Annotated in this window: 11 protein-coding genes and 1 riboswitch; of the genes, 3 read left to right on the top strand and 8 right to left on the bottom strand. The window is 42.6% G+C overall.

Annotated elements, in window-relative coordinates; all coding sequences use genetic code 11:
* Positions 1-13: 13 nt before the first annotated feature.
* The gene (locus OU792_RS15455; protein ID WP_026945671.1) at positions 14-217 is read right to left on the bottom strand and encodes a hypothetical protein; all 204 of its coding nucleotides are present in this window, start codon (positions 215-217) and stop codon (positions 14-16) included.
* On the bottom strand, positions 217-786 hold the full coding sequence (locus OU792_RS15450) for a DUF4920 domain-containing protein (protein ID WP_274670647.1): 570 nt from the start codon (positions 784-786) through the stop codon (positions 217-219). Before OU792_RS15450 ends, OU792_RS15455 begins: the two co-directional genes overlap by 1 nt.
* Before the next feature lie 228 nt (positions 787-1,014).
* Here OU792_RS15450 and serA point away from each other — a divergent pair, with 228 nt between their 5' ends.
* Positions 1,015-2,907: a phosphoglycerate dehydrogenase gene (gene serA, locus OU792_RS15445; protein WP_274670646.1), complete on the top strand. Its 1,893-nt coding sequence runs from the start codon at positions 1,015-1,017 to the stop codon at positions 2,905-2,907.
* 54 nt (positions 2,908-2,961) lie between these two features.
* Here the strand turns inward: serA and OU792_RS15440 are convergent, their stop codons facing one another.
* The 6 genes from OU792_RS15440 to OU792_RS15415 form a co-directional block, all read right to left on the bottom strand.
* Complete coding sequence (locus tag OU792_RS15440) at positions 2,962-3,699, bottom strand: energy transducer TonB (RefSeq protein WP_274670645.1); 738 nt, start codon at positions 3,697-3,699, stop codon at positions 2,962-2,964.
* 49 nt (positions 3,700-3,748) lie between these two features.
* Complete coding sequence (metF, locus tag OU792_RS15435; RefSeq protein WP_026945675.1) at positions 3,749-4,702, bottom strand: methylenetetrahydrofolate reductase [NAD(P)H]; 954 nt, start codon at positions 4,700-4,702, stop codon at positions 3,749-3,751.
* Positions 4,699-7,401 (bottom strand): methionine synthase, encoded by a 2,703-nt coding sequence (gene metH, locus OU792_RS15430; protein WP_274670644.1) that lies wholly within the window; start codon positions 7,399-7,401, stop codon positions 4,699-4,701. The genes metF and metH overlap by 4 nt, the downstream gene beginning before the upstream one ends.
* Positions 7,394-8,449 carry a homocysteine S-methyltransferase family protein gene (locus OU792_RS15425; RefSeq protein ID WP_274670643.1) on the bottom strand — a complete coding sequence of 352 codons (1,056 nt, stop codon included), beginning with the start codon at positions 8,447-8,449 and terminating at the stop codon, positions 7,394-7,396. The genes metH and OU792_RS15425 overlap by 8 nt, the downstream gene beginning before the upstream one ends.
* A gap of 64 nt (positions 8,450-8,513) precedes the next feature.
* Positions 8,514-8,613, bottom strand: a riboswitch (SAM riboswitch).
* Positions 8,614-8,688: 75 nt separating this feature from the next.
* Positions 8,689-10,005: a hypothetical protein gene (locus OU792_RS15420; RefSeq protein WP_274670642.1), complete on the bottom strand. Its 1,317-nt coding sequence runs from the start codon at positions 10,003-10,005 to the stop codon at positions 8,689-8,691.
* 54 nt (positions 10,006-10,059) lie between these two features.
* On the bottom strand, positions 10,060-14,346 hold the full coding sequence (locus OU792_RS15415) for a PAS domain S-box protein (RefSeq protein WP_274670641.1): 4,287 nt from the start codon (positions 14,344-14,346) through the stop codon (positions 10,060-10,062).
* A gap of 465 nt (positions 14,347-14,811) precedes the next feature.
* On the opposite strand from OU792_RS15415, the gene smc reads away from it, so the two are divergent.
* Positions 14,812-18,351: a chromosome segregation protein SMC gene (gene smc / locus OU792_RS15410; protein ID WP_274670640.1), complete on the top strand. Its 3,540-nt coding sequence runs from the start codon at positions 14,812-14,814 to the stop codon at positions 18,349-18,351.
* Positions 18,352-18,546: 195 nt separating this feature from the next.
* A partial coding sequence (locus OU792_RS15405; protein WP_274670639.1) for a hypothetical protein occupies positions 18,547-18,873 on the top strand: 327 nt, incomplete at its 3' end.

The following is an 18,873-nucleotide window of genomic DNA, read 5'->3' as shown; positions in this document are numbered from 1 at the left end:
GAGCTGAGTTGAATTATCTTATTTCTTCAATATCATAATCTTTTCCCTTACCCCAACGAAGCAATTCTTCCATGGTGTAAAGTTCAAGAGTATCTAAATCCTTCACTTTAAAATTATCCCCGTTTAAACGGGCCATAATCTCGAGTTGACGGACTTCACCTTGATTGATCAGTAGATATCGTCTTCCAACACGAAGATTATCTAAAGCTATGGGCATCAGGCTTTATCCATGATTACGACTCCAGTAGCTTCGAAAGTGATCTCTTTCTTAGGAGCTACGATTGCGTCGATCTCTTCCTGACTCTTTCCCTGATCTTCTGCAAAATGCTTGAGCGTCTCCACATCGGTCTCTGTAAAGGTGGCTACACCTTCCAGTACAATTGGGAAACCTTGGGAATTGGTTGGGACAAAGAAGCCATAATCTTTGAAAGTAACGCGCATACTTTCACCACTTGGCAAGTCCATGGTCAACCAGCAACCTTTTTTGGTACAAACCTCCTTGATCTCACCTATGATTTTTCCTTCATAAGTTCCATTTTCCTCTACTACCGGCACTAAGTCAGAAAGAGCAATCGCATCTGATTCAGCAATAGCTGCACCATACATGCCAGGAACTACCTCTGCCACACCAATGACAGCTTCAGCAGATTCCTCAGCTTCATGATGCATCTCCTCAGCGTGGTGGCTGTCAGAATCATGATGGGATTCTGAGTTTTCACTTTTCTGACAAGAATAAAAAGAAACTGAAACGGCTAGAATGCCTAAAAGCAATGATTTCTTCATCATGTTTTAATTGATTTTTTTCAAAAATACAGCCTATTCCTGAGCTAGTGAAATAATTTTTGTATCAATAGTCACTATCAACAGAAAGAATGACCTTTAGATTGCTAATTGATTGCTAATTGATTGCAAAATTGGTGACAGCAAAAATGTTTTGGAACATTTTCGGTAATAAACATTCTCATTTTTTGACAATCTCTTAATTTTACCCAAGATTTAAGAAAAAACCAGCACATGCCTCAGACCAAAAAATTCATCATCGATTTTGACAGTACATTTACTCAAGTGGAAGCCCTGGATATTTTAGGGGAAATCTCGCTTGCAGGTGACCCAAATTCCAATGATAAGCTTCAAGCTATCAAGGATATAACTGATCGGGGCATGGAAGGATCGGTTAATTTTAGAGAAAGTTTGGAGCAGCGTCTAGACATTTTGAAAGCCAACCGTCAGCAAATCGGTGATCTGATCAAGGCCCTGAAAAAGAAAGTATCCAAGTCATTTGAGAGAAACCGCGAGTTTCTTCAGGAAAACGCCGAAGACATTTTTATCATTTCTAATGGTTTCAAAGATTTCATCATCCCCATTGTAGCTGACTATGGCATCAACAAGGAAAATGTCTTTGCCAATGAGTTTGTCTATGATGAAAATGGACAGATTGTGGATTTCAATCGAGACAATCCCCTTTCTAAAAACAACGGAAAGGCTGAAACCATCAAAAACCTGAATCTCTCGGGAGATATTTATGTGATTGGCGACGGATATACCGATTATGAAATCAAAGCCTCCGGTCTAGCTAATAAATTCTATGCATTCACAGAGAATGTTCACCGTCCTAAGGTCACTTCCAAGGCAGACCATGTGGCACCCAGTTTCGACGAAATTTTATACATCAACAAATTGAATACGAAATTTTCCTATCCCAAAAGCCGAATCAAGGTTCTTCTACTCGAAAATGTCCATCCTATCGGTGTTGAACTCCTTCGGGAAGAAGGCTACCAAGTGGAAGTGGTGAGTTCGGCTTTGAACGAAGATGAACTCTGCGAAAAGATCAAAAATGTATCCATCCTAGGTATCCGCTCAAAAACCAATGTTACCAAGCGCGTTCTGGAAAATGCCAATCGGCTGATTTCCATCGGAGCTTTTTGTATCGGTACCAATCAGATCGATTTAGAAACCTGTCAGGAAAAAGGAATCGCCGTTTTCAATGCTCCTTTTAGCAATACCCGTTCTGTCGTAGAAATGGCGATCGCAGAAATTATTTTCTTGATGCGAAATTTCTTCGATAAGTCGGTGTCCATGCATCAGGGAAAATGGGATAAATCTGCCACGGGATCCTTTGAAATCCGAGGAAAGAAACTGGGTATAATCGGGTATGGAAATATCGGTGCTCAATTGTCGGTTTTGGCAGAAAATATGGGGCTAAATGTCTTTTACTATGACATTGTAGAAAAGCTGGCTTTGGGCAATGCCACCAAAATCGATTCACTTGAAGAATTGCTTCAGACGTGTGATATCATTTCACTTCATGTAGATGGACGCAAGGAAAATAAATGTTTGATCGATGCCGAAAAGATCAAAATGATGAAAAAAGGAGCGGTTTTGGTGAATCTGAGCCGAGGTCATGTTGTGGAGATTCCTGCTCTAAAAGAGGCGCTGGAAAGCGGTCACCTAGCTGGCTGTGCAGTGGATGTATTCCCGGAAGAACCAAAAAATAACAGTGAACCTTTTGTATCCGAATTGATTGGGTTACCCAATACCATTTTGACACCGCACATCGGTGGTAGTACTTTAGAGGCGCAAGAAAACATCGCCCGCTTTGTGCCTGGTAAAATCATGGAGTATATCAATACCGGAAACACCTTCAATTCGGTCAATTTCCCCAATATCCAACTTCCCTTCCTTCAAAATGCGCATAGACTTATTCACGTACACCAAAACGAACCCGGTGTACTAGCGAAGATCAATCGTATTTTGGCAGATTATGAGATCAATATCGTGGGGCAATACCTTAAGACCAATGAGAAAATCGGATATGTAATCACCGATATCGATAAGGCTTACACCGAGGAAGCTATTCAGGCACTCAAAGCCATACCGGGGACGATTCGGTTTAGGATTTTGTATTAACAGGAATAGGTTAAAAGTCTCTCAATTCATTTGAGGGACTTTTAACTAAATTACTTAGTTTAATTTGAAACGAACGGGAAGGATTACTCTACTTTTTTCAGGTTTCCCGAATACAATTCCAGGCGTCCAAGTTCCTTTATATGCCATTGCCACTCTGAGTGCCTCTTTTTCCAAGGAACTGTGAATCTCTGAACTATTCACTACTTGAATATTTTCCATTTCACCGTTCAGGTTTATATCGAATCCCAATAAAACAATACCCGAATGCCCCATCCTACGTGCTACTAAGGGGTATTGCAGTTTTTCGATTAAAAACCTATTCCAATTCTCCATATCCCTCTCTTGACCAAATTGGAAATTGTTTGGATTTGGATCAATTTTTCCATCTTCTGAAAAATATTCTTCCGAAATCACTTCTTCGCTTTTCCTGATTTTTTTGCTTTTTACCACTCCTGATTCGAAATAACTTACATCAACAGCTTGATCAGTCAAGGCATCGATTTGCCTGATTTTTTTTCGTTTTCCTGATTCATAGTAAAAAATTTCAGTTTGTGAAAACCTTTCAGTAGTGTCAAATCTTGCAGCACGATATTCATAATAAGGAGTCCTGTCTATAAAAAAGATTCGAACAAGCACGTTTAAACTGTCTTCTGAAGTGATTCGATAAAAATAAGGTTGATCCTTACTGATATCGGAAATGACAGAAAAATTTTTATTTAAATATTCCAGAGATTGGCCTTTAAGAGAAAAAACCAAAAACATAAATAATGTGAACTGAAAAATGAACTTCATAGATTTAAATTGTCCAAAATCCATTAATTGTTATGTATTTCTAAAATTATCAAAACACTTCCTTCGCAATTTTATACGTCGCTTCTGCCTTACTCATCGTATAAAAATGAAGACTTGGAACTCCAGCTTTGACCAGTTCCTTACTCTGCTGAATAGCCCATTCAATTCCTATTTCCTTCACCTCCGCATTTGTTTTGCACTTCAACAATTCATCTGTCAAGGCATCAGGGAGATCCAAAAAGAACGTCCGAGGAAGCATGGTAATCTGAGATAGCGTAGTGATCGGCTTCAAGCCCGGAATAATCGGCACATCAATCCCCGCAGCACGGACATTTCGCTCGAATTCAAAGAATTTTTCATTGTCAAAAAACATCTGAGTCACAATGTATTCAGCTCCACGATCTACTTTTTCCTTCAGGTACTTGAGATCAAATTTCATACTCGGAGCCTCAAAATGCTTCTCCGGATACCCTGCTACCCCCACGCAGAAATTCGTATGAAAGCTGGTCTCAGTCTCCTCATGCAGGTATTTACCCTGATTCATGCGAATGATTTGATCTACCAATTCACTGGCAAAATGATGCCCATTTTTCTCAGGAATAAACTTACCCTCAGTCTTCGGAGCATCCCCACGCAAAGCAAGGACATTTTCCACACCAATGAAATTCAGGTCAATTAGGGCATTTTCTGTTTCTTCCTTTGAAAATCCCCCACAAAGCAAGTGAGGAACCGCATCCACTTGAAATCGATTCATGATAGCCGCGCAAATTCCTACTGTCCCCGGCCTTTTCTTGGTACTGACTTTCTCCAAAAGACCATTGGGATGCTTTTTATAGATATACTCTTCCCGATGGTAAGTCACGTCTACAAAAGGAGGCTTAAACTCCATCAAGGGCTCAATACCCTCCAATAATTCTTTCAAGCTTTGTCCCTTCAAAGGAGGAAGGATTTCAAAAGAAAACAGCGTGGATTTCGCGTTTTTCAGGTGATCGGTAATCTTCATACAGTTTGATTCACTAATAATGTGGATGGTGTGTAGGCCAAATTGGGTGAAAGTAAGCGCTCAGCTTGCTCTTGGGTGATTCCTTTTCGTTCCGCATAGGATTTCACCTGATCCTCAGCAATTTTTCCTAGGCCAAAATATTTAGAATCAGGATGTGCAAAATAAAATCCTGAAACCGAACTGGTCGGATACATGGCATAGCTAGAAGTTAAGGTGATTCCAATGCTTCGTTCTAAATCCAAAAGACGGGAAATTGTTTCCTTCTCGGAATGTTCCGGACAAGCAGGATAGCCTGGAGCAGGCCTGATTCCCAAATATTCCTCACGGATCAAAGAATCATTATCTAAATGTTCTTCATCGGCGTAGCCCCAATAATCCTTTCGAACTAGCTCGTGAACATATTCCGCAGCTGCCTCCGCCAATCTATCAGCCAAAGCCTTAAATAAAATATCATTATAATCATCTCCTGCTTCCTGAAATTCAGCCAATTTTGATTCCATTCCCAAACCTGCCGTCACAGCAAAGCAACCCAAGTAATCCTGCTTTTCCGGATGTAAGTAATCTGCAAGCGAGCGATTTGGTACGCCTCTTCCTTTTTTTCCTTGCTGACGCAAAAAGTGGAATTGACCCAAAGTCAAACTTTCATTCTCGGGATCAAAAGCAGTCGCATCATCCCCTACTCTTTTGACGGGCAATAAGCTAAAGACCGCCTTTGCAGAAAGCCATTTCTCAGCAATAACCTGATCCAGCATGGCTTGAGCATCAGCATAGAGTTTCTTGGCTTCCAATCCGACAACAGGGTCTTCCAAAATTTTAGGAAATCGACCACTGAGCATCCAAGTACTGAAGAATGGGGTCCAGTCAATGTATTTTCTCAGAATAGACAGATCTAAATCTTCCAAAACGGTTTTGCCTAGTACCTTTGGCTTGACAGGCTTATAGTCGGTCCAATCAATAGCCACTGGATTAGCTTTCGCTTCCTCGTAGGAAATCAATTGCTTCACGGATTGCTTGGCTTCATGCTCATCCCGCAATTGTCGATAAGTTTCCTTGATCTGTCGATGATAGGCTTCTTTGGTCTCCTCGGAAATAGCTTCTCCTGCAATCGGCACAGATTTACTCGCATCGGTGACATGCACCACCGTACCTGAATAGACCGGGTCAATTTTTACAGCTGTATGAATTCTTGAGGTCGTAGCACCACCGATGAGAAGCGGGATTTTCAATCCTTGTCGCTCCATTTCAGCAGCCACATTGACCATCTCATCCAAGGAAGGTGTAATTAGACCACTCAAACCGATGATATCCACCTTATTTTTCACGGCTTCATCAATGATCTTTTGTGCATCTACCATGACGCCTAGATCGATGATTTGATAGCTATTACAGGCCAAAACAACTCCCACGATATTCTTTCCGATATCATGCACATCGCCTTTTACGGTCGCCAAAAGGATCTTTTTCAAAGAGGATTCCTCTTGACCTTCTTCCGGCAAAGGCATAAAGGGTTCAAGATAAGCGACAGCCTTTTTCATCACACGGGCTGATTTGACCACCTGAGGAAGGAACATTTTACCTTCTCCGAATAGATCTCCAACCACATTCATTCCATCCATTAGAGGACCTTCAATCACTTTCAGCGGATTGACAAGTTCCTGACGCGCTGCTTCGGTATCTTCTACGATGTAATCCAAAATCCCCTTCACCAAGGCATGTTCTATCCTTTTCCCAACAGGGTCAGAGCGCCAAGCCTCATTCACAGCTTCTTTCTTACCGGAAGACTTGACTGTCTCGGCAAAATCCAAAAGCCGCTCTGTAGCATCTGACCTTCGGTCAAAAAGAACGTCTTCTACTCGTTCTAGGAGATCCTTTGGAATGTCATCATATACTTCCAACATGGTAGGATTGACAATACCCAAGTCCATTCCATGGTGAATGGCATGGTAAAGAAATGCTGCATGCATGGCTTCTCGGACGGGATTATTTCCTCGGAAAGAGAAAGACACATTACTGACTCCACCACTGACTTTGGCTCCAGGAAGGTTTTCTTTGATCCATTTCGTTGCCAAAAAGAAGTCTAAAGCATTTTTCCTATGCTCCTCCATTCCTGTAGCAACAGGAAATATATTGGGATCAAAGATGATATCCTGTGGATTAAATTTGACGCGATCGACTAGAATTCTGTAGCTACGCTCGCAGATTTCAATTCTTCGCTCGAAGGTGTCTGCTTGACCATCTTCATCAAATGCCATCACTACAACCGCAGCTCCAAACTTCTTGATGGTTTTTGCTTGCTGGATAAACTCTTCTTCCCCATTTTTCAGGGAAATGGAATTGACGATTCCTTTACCCTGCACGCACTTCAATCCAGCCAAGATGATACTCCATTTGGAGCTATCGATCATAATGGGAATTCGGCTTATTTCAGGTTCAGAAGCAATCAAATTCAAAAACTTCACCATGGCTGCCTCGCCATCAAGCATCCCCTCATCCATACAGACATCAAGGATCTGTGCTCCACCCCGAACTTGGTCTAGAGCTACTTCCAGTGCTTCATCATATTCTCCATTCAAGATCAGACGGGCAAATTTCTTTGATCCTGTCACATTAGTCCGTTCACCCACATTGACAAAGTTGATATTGGGTGAAAAGACTAGAGGCTCTAGTCCGGATAATTTCAAATAGTCTTGCTTAGGCATTGTTTTCCTCCTCTTCTAATTCCTCTTCGACTTTTCTAGGTTGATATTTTGCAGCTAAGGTGGCCATGGCCCGGATGTGATCGGGAGTTGTTCCGCAGCAACCTCCAAGGATATTGAGCATTCCTTCCTGAAGGAATTCTCCTACCTGACTGGCCATTTCCTCTGCGCCTTGATCGTAGGCCCCAAATTCATTGGGTAGTCCCGCATTGGGATAGGCGGATACATAAAAAGGAGCTTTCTGGGAAAGTACTTTCAGATAAGGTCTGAGTTCCTTGGCTCCAAGCGCACAATTCAAACCGACAGAAAGCAAAGGCACGTGAGAAATAGAAATCAGGAAAGCCTCGGTAGTTTGTCCCGAAAGTGTTCTCCCGGAAGCATCGGTAATCGTACCTGAAATCATAATTGGAATTCCTCCTTCTTTCGGATCCAAAGGAATTCCTCTTTCTTCAAATACATCCTGAATGGCATAAAGCGCAGCTTTGGCATTCAGGGTATCAAATATGGTCTCAACCAATAAAATATCGGCTCCTCCATCCAAAAGGCCCCTCACCTGCTCTGCATAAGCTTCTGCCAACTGATCAAAAGTAATGGCTCGATAACCCGGATCATTTACATCAGGAGAAATCGACGCGGTTCGGTTGGTCGGCCCCATGGCACCTGCAACGAAACGAGGTTTATCAGGATTCTTCTTGGTAAATTCTTCTGCAACCTCTCGAGCAAGCTTGGCTGACTGGAAATTGATTTCATAAGCCAAATGTGAAAGTTGATAATCTTCCTGTGCGATCGATGTTCCCGAAAAGGTGTTGGTTTCTATAATATCAGCACCAGCTTCCAGATATTCAGCATGAATAGCTTTGATGATTTCCGGACGGCTAAGAGACAATAAATCATTATTTCCTTTCAAAGCTTTGGGGTGATTCGCCAACTCAGACGTGCGAAAATCTTCCTCCTCCAGTTTATAGCGCTGAATCATGGTTCCCATGGCGCCATCTAGGATTAGGATTCTGTTTTTAATTGCTTGAAGGAGTAATTCCGTTCTGTTTTGCATAGTTTTTTTGTTCAAAAAGCTTATCGAGCAAAACACGGAGAAAAATACGGGTGGTAAATTTTTCCGCTCATCTTCTTCCGGCGATTCCGGAATGGGAATTAGCACCTTGTTTTCAGGTTGCTAAGACGTCGTAGGGCCCTTCCCTCAGTCTTTCTCGATAAGCATCCCAAATGTAAGTCCTATTTGGAAAAAATACTAGTTAGCATAGCTTTAATTAAAAACTAAGTATCAAAGCCGCGTCAAGGACGAATACCGAAGCCAAATGACACATAAGGCGCAGTCATAAAGCCTGCCATATCCAATTCCGCGAGTCGATAATTTGCCAATGCCAGTTCATAGCCTACCGAGGTGGTAAATACCAAATCAATCAGCTTTCGCTTCGTAATCGGGTAGGCATATTCAAAAGAAAGCTCGGGCTTGGCCATCAAGCCACTGTTTTTCAAATATCCATCATAATCCCTCTGCTGAAAAAGCTCTGGAAAATCGGGCTTTTCATCCGTGGACAAAGTGTAGCGAATATTCCCATAGCCAATACCACCCATGCCATGAATGGCCATATTCCGGTACTCAATTAGTTTCCAACCTCCGTTAGCATAAATCCGAAGGCTGTTAAGGGAATGGGATTTCAACGAATTAGCGTCTCCATCCATGGCCAAATTGAAGACTTCCACCCCATAGAGCAGCTTTTCATTTTCGCCAGTGATCTTCAAGCCCAGATTTCTTGGCATGCCTTCCAATGGTTCTAAGCCTGCTTCAACAAGCTGTGAATTAAATGTGTTGGGTTTGGTGAAATGAATCCCTGATACCAACTGAAAACTCATGCTGGCATCTTTGTAAAAAAAATTACGGTCAGGAATAGTCAGGCCCGCACCAACTCTTAGAAAAGCACCACTTTGCGCGTTTTGGAATGACATCCCACTCATCGTCCATTTTCCCTCAATTGGACTGAAGGCATATCCTAATTTCGCAATCACAGCCAAGGCTTCTTTTCTCCTAGGAAGATCAAAATCATAACTAAGTTGGAAGCCGATTTCGGTCAAAAAGTCACCGTAGCGCATCGTTCCTCGCTGGATGTCATTTTCTCTCAGGATAAATCCCCGCTCTGGATTGGCAAGAAAATCCGGGAGGTTTTGCGCTTCAGTTGCTTTAAGCATCTGAAAATTCAAAAAACCGACTCCCAAAGACATGTAGTGAATGAGTTGAAATCGTGATTCTTCGGTAAAGGCATAGCCAACATTCAGCAAAAAACGGGAAGATCGATGCCCTAAATTATAACCATCCAAATCAGATTGATTGCCTCGGTTGTGGTAAAGCTCGGCTCCAAAGACAAAATCATTCAGTCTGTTTTGATAGCCAAGCCCAAGCGTATGGTAGCGATTTCGAAGCGGAGAAAGTCCTCGATCACTGAGCATCCGGTTAAATTGATTGAGCTCAGCACCACTGGTACCGATCACGGCATAGAGGGTCGTTCGCTTGGACACCAAGCCTTGGGCAAGAATCAAAAACGGCTGAAAAACCAATAGAATCAGAATGGAGCTTCTGAAAAAATTGCGCATAGATTGGGACTTTTTCTAAAGACGAAGGTAAATCCTTTGAAGGCAAAATGCATGCTAATCAGAAGCAGGTTTCCTTTTTCTCTCAAATTTTGAGATTTTTTCGTACAAAAGATCCGGCGTAAATGGTTTTGGAACGTAATCATTGAAGCCAATTTTGTTCAACTCTTCCTTGATTTCCTCCAGTGAAGTTGCCGTCAGTGCTAAAATGGGTATCTGTGATTTTTTGGCATCTGAGTGACTTCTGATGGCTCTTGCTACAGAAAATCCATCCAAAACAGGCATTTGTAAATCCAAAAGTATCAAGTCAAAATCTCCCTTTTCGAATAATTCTAGGGCTTGCTGCCCATCATTAGCCAATTCCAAGTGACCTGTATTCCACTTATTCAAAAACTTCTTGATCAGCAACTGATTGACCATATTGTCCTCTGCCACCAAGATCGAATAGTTTTCTAAACTTCTTAGCGAAGTAAAGCCCAGGTTCGGTGAACTATCTTCTTTTTTCTCTTTTACCTGAAGAGCAATCTCGAATTCGAATACACTTCCTCCCGATGGGTTAGGAGAATAATGAATCTCCCCACCGTACATTTCTACCAAGCGCTTGACTATCGCCAAACCCAATCCGGTTCCTCCATATTTCCGGGTTGTCTCGGAAGATGCTTGGGTGAAAGCCTCAAAAATATTCCCGATTTTCTCCTTAGGAATTCCAATCCCGGTATCCTCAAAGCGGAATAAAATGCGACTTCCCACTTTAGGATCCCGCTCTTTTTCTTGAAGACTGATTTTGACCGAACCCTTTTCTGTAAACTTAATGGCATTACTCACCAGGTTATTAATGATTTGACCCAGTCGGATTTGGTCACCAATCACTAATTGTGGTATGGATTCATCAATCTCACAGGAGATCTTCAAGCCTTTCTCATGTGCCTGGAAGCTGTGAGAGTGGATAATTCTATGCAACAGATTGCGAAGGTCAAGCGGAAGCAATTCCAGTTCTACCTTACCCGAGTCAATCTTATTGTAATCCAAAATATCATTGATCAGCGCCATCAAGCTTTCTGCAGAAAACTGTAAGGTCTTGAGATTTTCGAGCTGATCAGGCCTAGGGTCATCTTCCATCAAAAAGTGGGAAAGTCCAATCACCGCATTCATCGGCGTTCGGATTTCATGGCTCATCACAGATAAAAATTGGGATTTTATCCGCGATGCTTCTTCCGCATTTTCCTTAGCCTTAAGAAGCTCAGCTTGAGCCTGCTTTAACTTGGAAATATCCCGAACTACGCCTGTGTAGAAGCGGGATTTCCCATCTTTATCGAGGATTGTCCTACCGTTTGAGTTGAAGATTCGAACCTCACCATTTTTATGGGGAAGGCGGAATTCCAAGAACTGATGTTCGGCTAGGAAGTCTTTGGACTCGGATAGCATTCCCTGAAATGTCTGATAGTCCTCTGGGTGAAGAAATTCAAAAATACTTTTACCCAAAACCTCCTCAACATCATAGCCCAAATACTGCTTGATATTCGGAGAGATATAATTGATGATAAATGAATCTGTTAAGGAAAAAATAATCTCTGTGGACTCTTCCACTAAGGTCCTGTACTTTTCCTCTGACTCTTCAAGTTTCCTTTTAGCCAACAACTCTTCATTGACATCTCGTATGATACTCAGCGCATATTCTACTTTTCCCCCTTCGAGGATAGGCCGGATGGTTCGATGGTATTTTCGTCCTTTATATTCAAATTCGGTTTCGACGACCTCCTGATTATTATAGACTTGATCAAGAACAAGGTTTACTGTGGTCTGATCTGTGAGGGAGATTTCTGAAAGCAACTTACCCTCGAAATCCGAGCGGGATAATCCCCAAAAATCGAAGTTGGTGCCCTCTGCCAAAATATATCTCCTATCACTATCCAGAAGGAAAATATTGGTTCCGGGAATATTCGAAGCAAGCATTCGATACTGCTTGTCTTTTTCCTCCTTAAACTGTTCGAAATTCTTTCGCTCCGTGATGTCTTGAAAGATCCCCTGATGCAAGGTGATATTTCCCTCTGCATCCATGACATCAGAAGTTTTATCTTCTACCCAGATAGTTTTTCCGGATGCTGAAATGATTCTATATTCCTCTGAAAATGAACGGATTCCAGACTCTGATTTTCCTTTCTCCTTTAAAGATGTGATGTAGTCTTGATCATCTGGATGAACCAAGTCCAAAAAAGAGGCCTTTCGAGCCATCAACTCAGAACTGTCGTATCCAAATTGCTTAATGTTTTCTGAGATGTATTTGATTTGATAATCGGCATTTGGATCTACCTGGAAAAGGACAGCGGGACTATTTTCCGCGATCATTCTCGCCTGAGAGGCAAGACGCTCGCTTTCTCGCTTTTCACTCAAATTCCTCAGAACTATACTAAACCCGATTTTATCCTGATTAGGGGAATAGATCACTTGGATCGACACATCAAAAGGAGAAAGTTTGGTATGCTTCGTTTGGAAATCCAATTCCCCTCTCCAAGAGGTTTTTTCTCCTAAACTATGGATGATTTCTGAAAGCTGAGGAACACCTTTCAATAATCCATCAACGGAACCATTGTAAGTGGCCGCAGTATTTGGACAGCAGAGTTGAATAGCTGCTTCGTTGAGGTAGATGACCTCCTTTTCCAGATTGATCACCACAATGGGATCACTGACTTGAGCTAGAATTTGTGACTGAAGCTTGAGGTTTTCTACAGTCGCACGTTTGTGGGTAACATCCGTGCAGAAGCCTGTTACTTCTACCCCCTTATTGAGGAAGTTTTCCTGACTTTCGATTTCAAACTCAATAAAAACAGTCTCACCAGACTCACTTCTTACCGTAAATTCTCCCGATTCCTGACTTTTTTCGTTTATGCTCCTTTTGAGCTTTTTGACAAATTCAGCTCGGGTGGACTTATCGATTTTATAAATCAAAGTAGTGAATTCCGCCGTCAGAGGCTGATCTCCCAAACCAAACAAGTGAGCCAAACCTCCAGATATATAAAACAATTCACGCTGAGTACTGTACCTCCAGGAACCAGATTTGGCCAGTCGCTCCGTAGTGGCGAGAAGGCTGGCGTTTCTTTCAATTTGCTTTGCAAGAATACTTCCAGAATAGGCGGCAGCAAGTATATCTCCCAATTGCCTGAAAATCTGAAGTTGTTTTTCTTCAAACTCCAGCTTCTTGATAGTGATCTCAAAGGCTATCACTCCACGAAGCTTGTTAACCAAAATCATGGGAATAAGCAACAGCGCAGCGTTATCCCCGACTTCCTGAGATTCAAGATGTAGCTTCACCATCCCTTTTTCCAGCCGGTTTTTCCTACCTCTAATCTCCTCCTCAACCTTCATGGATAGGCTTTTGGCCTCCTGATTCTTTTTCCAGCTGTTCAGCAAAATATACTCATCACTATCCGAATTGATAATCCAAATTTTGCCGTTTTCAGCTTTCAAAAACTGTCCAAACTTTTCCAAAACCAGCTGAAATTCCTTCTCGGGGTTATTCAGCTTAGAATTGATCAGTTGGGAACTCACTTGATTGATCAGGTTTTCGATTTCATATCGCTGCTGAAGCGAACGGTCCATGGAAATGAAATCCGTGATATCCCTACTGGAAAATAGAATTCCCTTGATCTCTGGGTGTTGAAGGAGGTTTTTGGCAAAGCTTTCCAGATAAATACGTTCACCCGAAGCTCGATTGATCCAAAAATCCACAGCCACTTCATCCTGAGAGTGGAGAGCCTCCTGAAAACTTCCCTTAACCAGTTCAATAACTCCCGCTTCAACAAAATCCTTGAAGTTCTTTCCCACAATGGCATCCACCGGAAAACCCAACTTCTCGCTGACCGATGGGGAAATAAATTTATAATTCCCGAGCTCATCTAGGATTGCAATCAAATCATGGCTGTTGTTTAGAATACTCTGCATATAGCTGAGTTCTTCCATAGCTTTGGAATTGCTTTCCAACAAGAAATTTTCCTCAGTATTTACCCCAAAGTAGCGAATAGGGTTTGCTTTGGCGATTAAGAATCTTGAAGTGTAAGTGGATGGCAAATTGGTAAAAGACCACTCAAATCGCTGCATTTGGCCTTCATGGGTTTGCAAAGACTTAAACCATCGACTTTCAGGGACTTCCCCTGTTTCAAAGAATTTTGCCAATTGAGCTAAGAGTTCTTCCTGCTGAATCCAGGATTTATAATCCTCCGGAAGATTAGAGAAAGTCTCGGTAGAATAACGATTCCAGAAGATAATTTCCTCAGAATCAAATAAAAATAAAGGTTCCTGAATCTCATTCAGGAAATCTGAAATATCAAATTGTTTGAAATCACCCATTCAAAAAGTTGCCTCTTGTCTGATCACTTGCCAATATCTGAAAAAGTACGTTTATAAAACAAGTTTTGGATTCAAAATACCTTGACATCCGTCAAAAAGAGGTCAGGAAGCTCATTTGGTTTTTTTCACCACAGAGGGAAAAGAGAAATTCACATTTGGATTTTTTTCTACCACGAAGGACACAAAGGACACGAAGAATAAATCTTTGTGAACTTCGTGTTCTTAGTGGTAAATTTTCCAATACATGGGGCAAGGGAAAATGCTTTTGCTTTTAAATGAACCAGGAAGCGCCAAAGGACACGAATGATAAATCTTTGTGTTCTTCGTATTCTTAGTGGTAAATATTTTACCCAGACCTTTGTGATAAAATCCAATTGCATTCCTTCACACAACAGAATTTGATTTTTTTTGCCAAATCCATCCTTTCCACCTATTTTGAAAGCTTAATCGTAAGGAGTTTTTTGGATGCTACTTAGTAAACTGGAAATCAAAGGGTTCAAAAGTTTTGGCGATCGAATGGTCATCAACTTTGATAAGGGTATCACCGGCGTAGTCGGACCCAATGGCTGTGGAAAGTCCAATGTGGTCGATGCCATTCGTTGGGTATTGGGTGAGCAAAAAACCCGTATGCTCCGCTCCGATAAGATGGAAAATGTCATCTTCAATGGCACCAAAAACCGAAAACCATCCAACCTGGCTGAGGTTTCCCTGACTTTCGAAAATACCAAAAACCTCCTTCCTACCGAATACACCCACGTCACCATCACCCGTCGATACTACCGCTCCGGGGAAAGTGAATACCAAATCAACGGGGTTACTTGTCGACTCAAGGACATCACCAATCTCTTTATGGATACAGGAATCAACTCGAATTCCTATGCCATCATTGAGCTAAAAATGATCGACGAGTTGCTGAATGACAAAAACAACTCCCGACGGGAACTCTTCGAGGAAGCTGCCGGAATTTCCAAATTCAAAACCCGTAAAAAGGAAACGCTCCGCAAACTCGAAGATACCGATGCGGACCTAGACCGAGTGGAAGACTTGCTTTACGAGATCGAGAAAAATCTCAAATCTCTGGAAAAACAGGCCAAGCAGGCAGCCAAGTACTTTGAGATAAAAAAAGATTATAAAGCAGCCTCCATCAACTTGGCTAAGAAAAGCATCGAAAAGCAAACGCAGTCTTTACTCGATGCCAACAGAAAAATTCAGGATGAATCCGATCGCAAACTGGAGATCCAAACCCAAATCGCGGATCAGGAAGCCCTTTTGGCAGAATTAAAAGCCGAACTGGTGAGCAAGGAAAAGCTTCTCGCCTCCCGGCAAAAGACACTCAACGAGCATGTGAATAAAATCCGCACCTTCGAGTCGGAAAAGAAAATCAAAAACGAACGTCTACGATTTTTAGAGGACCGTTCCCAAAAACTCCGGGAGCAAATCGATGCCGACCGTAAATCAAACGACCGGGCCGGCTTTTCCATTCGTTCTCTACAGCAGGAGAAGGAATCTGCTGATAAAATCCTCGCCGAGAAAGAACTCATCGTCTCCGAACTTCGGGAGGCTTACGATTCCCAAAAACTCATTCAAACTGAAAAGCAGCAAAAGCAAAAAAGCCTGCAGACTCAGTACGAACAACTGAAGGAGCGAGTGTACCAGCTCAACAAAGACCTGGAAATCAAACAGATTCAACTCTCTACCCTCAAGCAGGAATTGGAGCGAACATCCTCGGATGATTTCAGTCAGGAAGCTTCCCTCGTGGACTTCGAAGCCAGAATGATGGACCTCGCAGGGGAACTCAGTCGGGAAAATAAGCAGTTTGAACTCCTCAAAAACAAGCAGGAAGACCATGATCAGAAGATCGAGGAATCCAACCGCCTGATCGAAATGATTCGGGAGGAGTTGACTACGACTTCGCGGAAACTGGACTCCAAGCAAAACGAATACAACCTAACCAAATCACTGGTCGAAAACCTGGAAGGCTTTCCAGAAGCCATCAAATTTCTCAAGAAAAACTCCTCTTGGGCCAAGGATGTGCCCCTACTCTCGGACTTGCTGACTACGGATGAAAAGTATCGGGTGACTATCGAAAACTACCTCGAGGGCTACATGAACTATTATGTGGTAGATACCGAGGCTCAGGCCATCGCCGCCATCCAGTTGCTGTCAGATGCCTCCCGAGGAAAGGCCAATTTCTTTGTCCTAGAGCACTTTGAGCGGTTTAAGTCCAGCACAACCAAGCTTTTCTCCAATGCTATCGCAGCCACTGAGATCATCGAATTTGATGTCAAGTACAGTCGCTTGATCAATTTCATTCTGGACAATGTCTACATCGTACAGGGTGATTATAAGGATTTTCCTGAGGATACGGACGCAGTATTTATTTCAGAAAGCGGCAAGTACACCAAGCGTAAATTCTCCATTTCCGGAGGTTCGGTGGGACTTTTCGAAGGAAAGCGAATCGGTCGGGCCAAAAATCTCGAAAAGCTCGACAAGGAGATCAAGGAACTGAATAAGAAGGTTTCCGCCAGCCGCGCCAATCTGGATAAAAACCTATCCGAGCTCTCCAAGCTCAAAGAGATTTCTTTCAAAAAAGAACTGGAAGAAAAGCAGGGGCAAATCAATGAACTGAATCAGTCCTATGTATCCGTTCGCACGAAAAAGGAGCAACTCGCCGAACTCCTCTCCTCCAATGCCAACAAGCGGGAGGATATCCTGGACCGCATCGCCGAACTGGAAGAGAGCCTGACCGAGATTCAACCCAATCTGATCGAAGAGCGGGGAGAATTTGAATCTTTGGGACAAGACTTGGAGATCCTGACCGAGGAAGTGGAACAGGAATCCCAAGTGCTTTCCGAAAAATCACAGGCATACAATCAGGAAAATATCCTGTACCATCAACAGCTCAATCGGGTCAATAGCCTGGATCAGGAAATTGAGTTTAAGCAAAATGCCTACGATTCCTCCAAAGAGCGAATCGAGAAATCCCAAGCCGAGCTTTCCCAACTCGATACCGAAATCAAGGGCCTTCTCGAAAACAATGAGATCAAGGACGAGGAACTGATCGAATTGTATGCTGAGAAGGAAGGCATCGAAGCAGGGGTGACCGAGGCAGAAAAGGACTACTACGGCAGTCGCGGACTGATCGATGAAACCGATCAAAAGATCCGTAGCCTTCAAAAATCCAAGGAAAGCCATGACCTGCTTCTACAGGAACTACAGCAAAGCATCAATGAGATCAAGCTGAAAATGACCTCTATGAAGGAGCGCTTGAGCGTAGAGTTTGAGCTGGACTTGGACCAACTCATGGAAGAGAATCCGGCCTTGGATGAGGAGTTTGTGGACTTTGCCGAGGAGGACTTGCGGGCCTTGGTACAGAAGCAAAAAGAAAAGCTGGAAAAAATCGGTCCGATCAATCCCATGGCTATGGAGGCCTATGATGAAATCAAGGAGCGGCATACCTTTATCCAAAGTCAAAAGGAAGACTTGGTCAAGGCCAAAGAATCCCTGCTGACGACTATTTCCGAAATCGATCAGGTCGCCAAGGAAACCTTCTTGGATGCATTCGAGAAGATCAAAGAGAACTTTGTCAAGGTCTTCCGTTCTCTCTTTACCGAGCAGGATGACTGCGATATCAAACTGACCGATCCGGACAATCCTCTGGAGTCCAGCATCGAGATTATGGCCAAGCCCAAGGGCAAGCGTCCGCTGACCATCAACCAACTCAGCGGTGGGGAAAAGACCCTGACAGCCACTTCCCTACTCTTCTCCATCTACCTGCTGAAGCCGGCGCCCTTCTGTATTTTCGATGAGGTGGATGCTCCGCTGGATGATGCCAATATTGACAAGTTCAATCAGATCATTCAGAAGTTCAGCCAAGAGAGCCAGTTTATCATCGTGACGCACAACAAGCGCACCATGGCCAGCACGGATATTATTTATGGCATTACCATGATTGAGGCAGGGGTATCGAGGGTTGTGCCGGTGGATTTAAGGGAGTTGGCGTAGGTACAGACTTTTAGATTCAAGAGCTTAGATGCAAGATTTGAAAACCATCATTTGGTGAATTCTTAGAATCATAGATTATAGAGAAATTATTCTTATTTATTCCTATCAGAATAACTCAAAAAACAAATTAACCTAAATAAATAAAACCATTTGCCTAATTAAGAATAACTTATAGTTTAGAGGAAATTTTTAAAGATGCCAATTCCCATTATTGATTTATTTGCGGGTCCAGGGGGACTTGGAGAAGGTTTTTCCTCTTTTAAAAATGGAAAAGCATTTAAAATCAAGCTTTCCATAGAAAAAGAGGCTACAGAGCATAAAACGTTGGAATTAAGGAGCTTTTTTCGTCAATTCGAAAAAGACAAAGTTCCGGAAAAATACTATGAGTTGATGCGTGAACCTGATCTGAAAAAACGTGAAGACCTAAAAAAAGAACTTTTCAGATCATTTCCTCGGCAATATGAATATGCCAAAAAACAGGCCTGGCAGTGCACGCTAGGAGGCGATGAGTTTCCTCCAGAA

It is taken from the genome of Algoriphagus sp. NF (assembly GCF_028823735.1).
GTDB classification, from domain to species: domain Bacteria; phylum Bacteroidota; class Bacteroidia; order Cytophagales; family Cyclobacteriaceae; genus Algoriphagus; species Algoriphagus marincola.
Note: the sequence above shows the minus strand (reverse complement) of the source record. Positions and strands in the feature narration are given on the sequence as shown.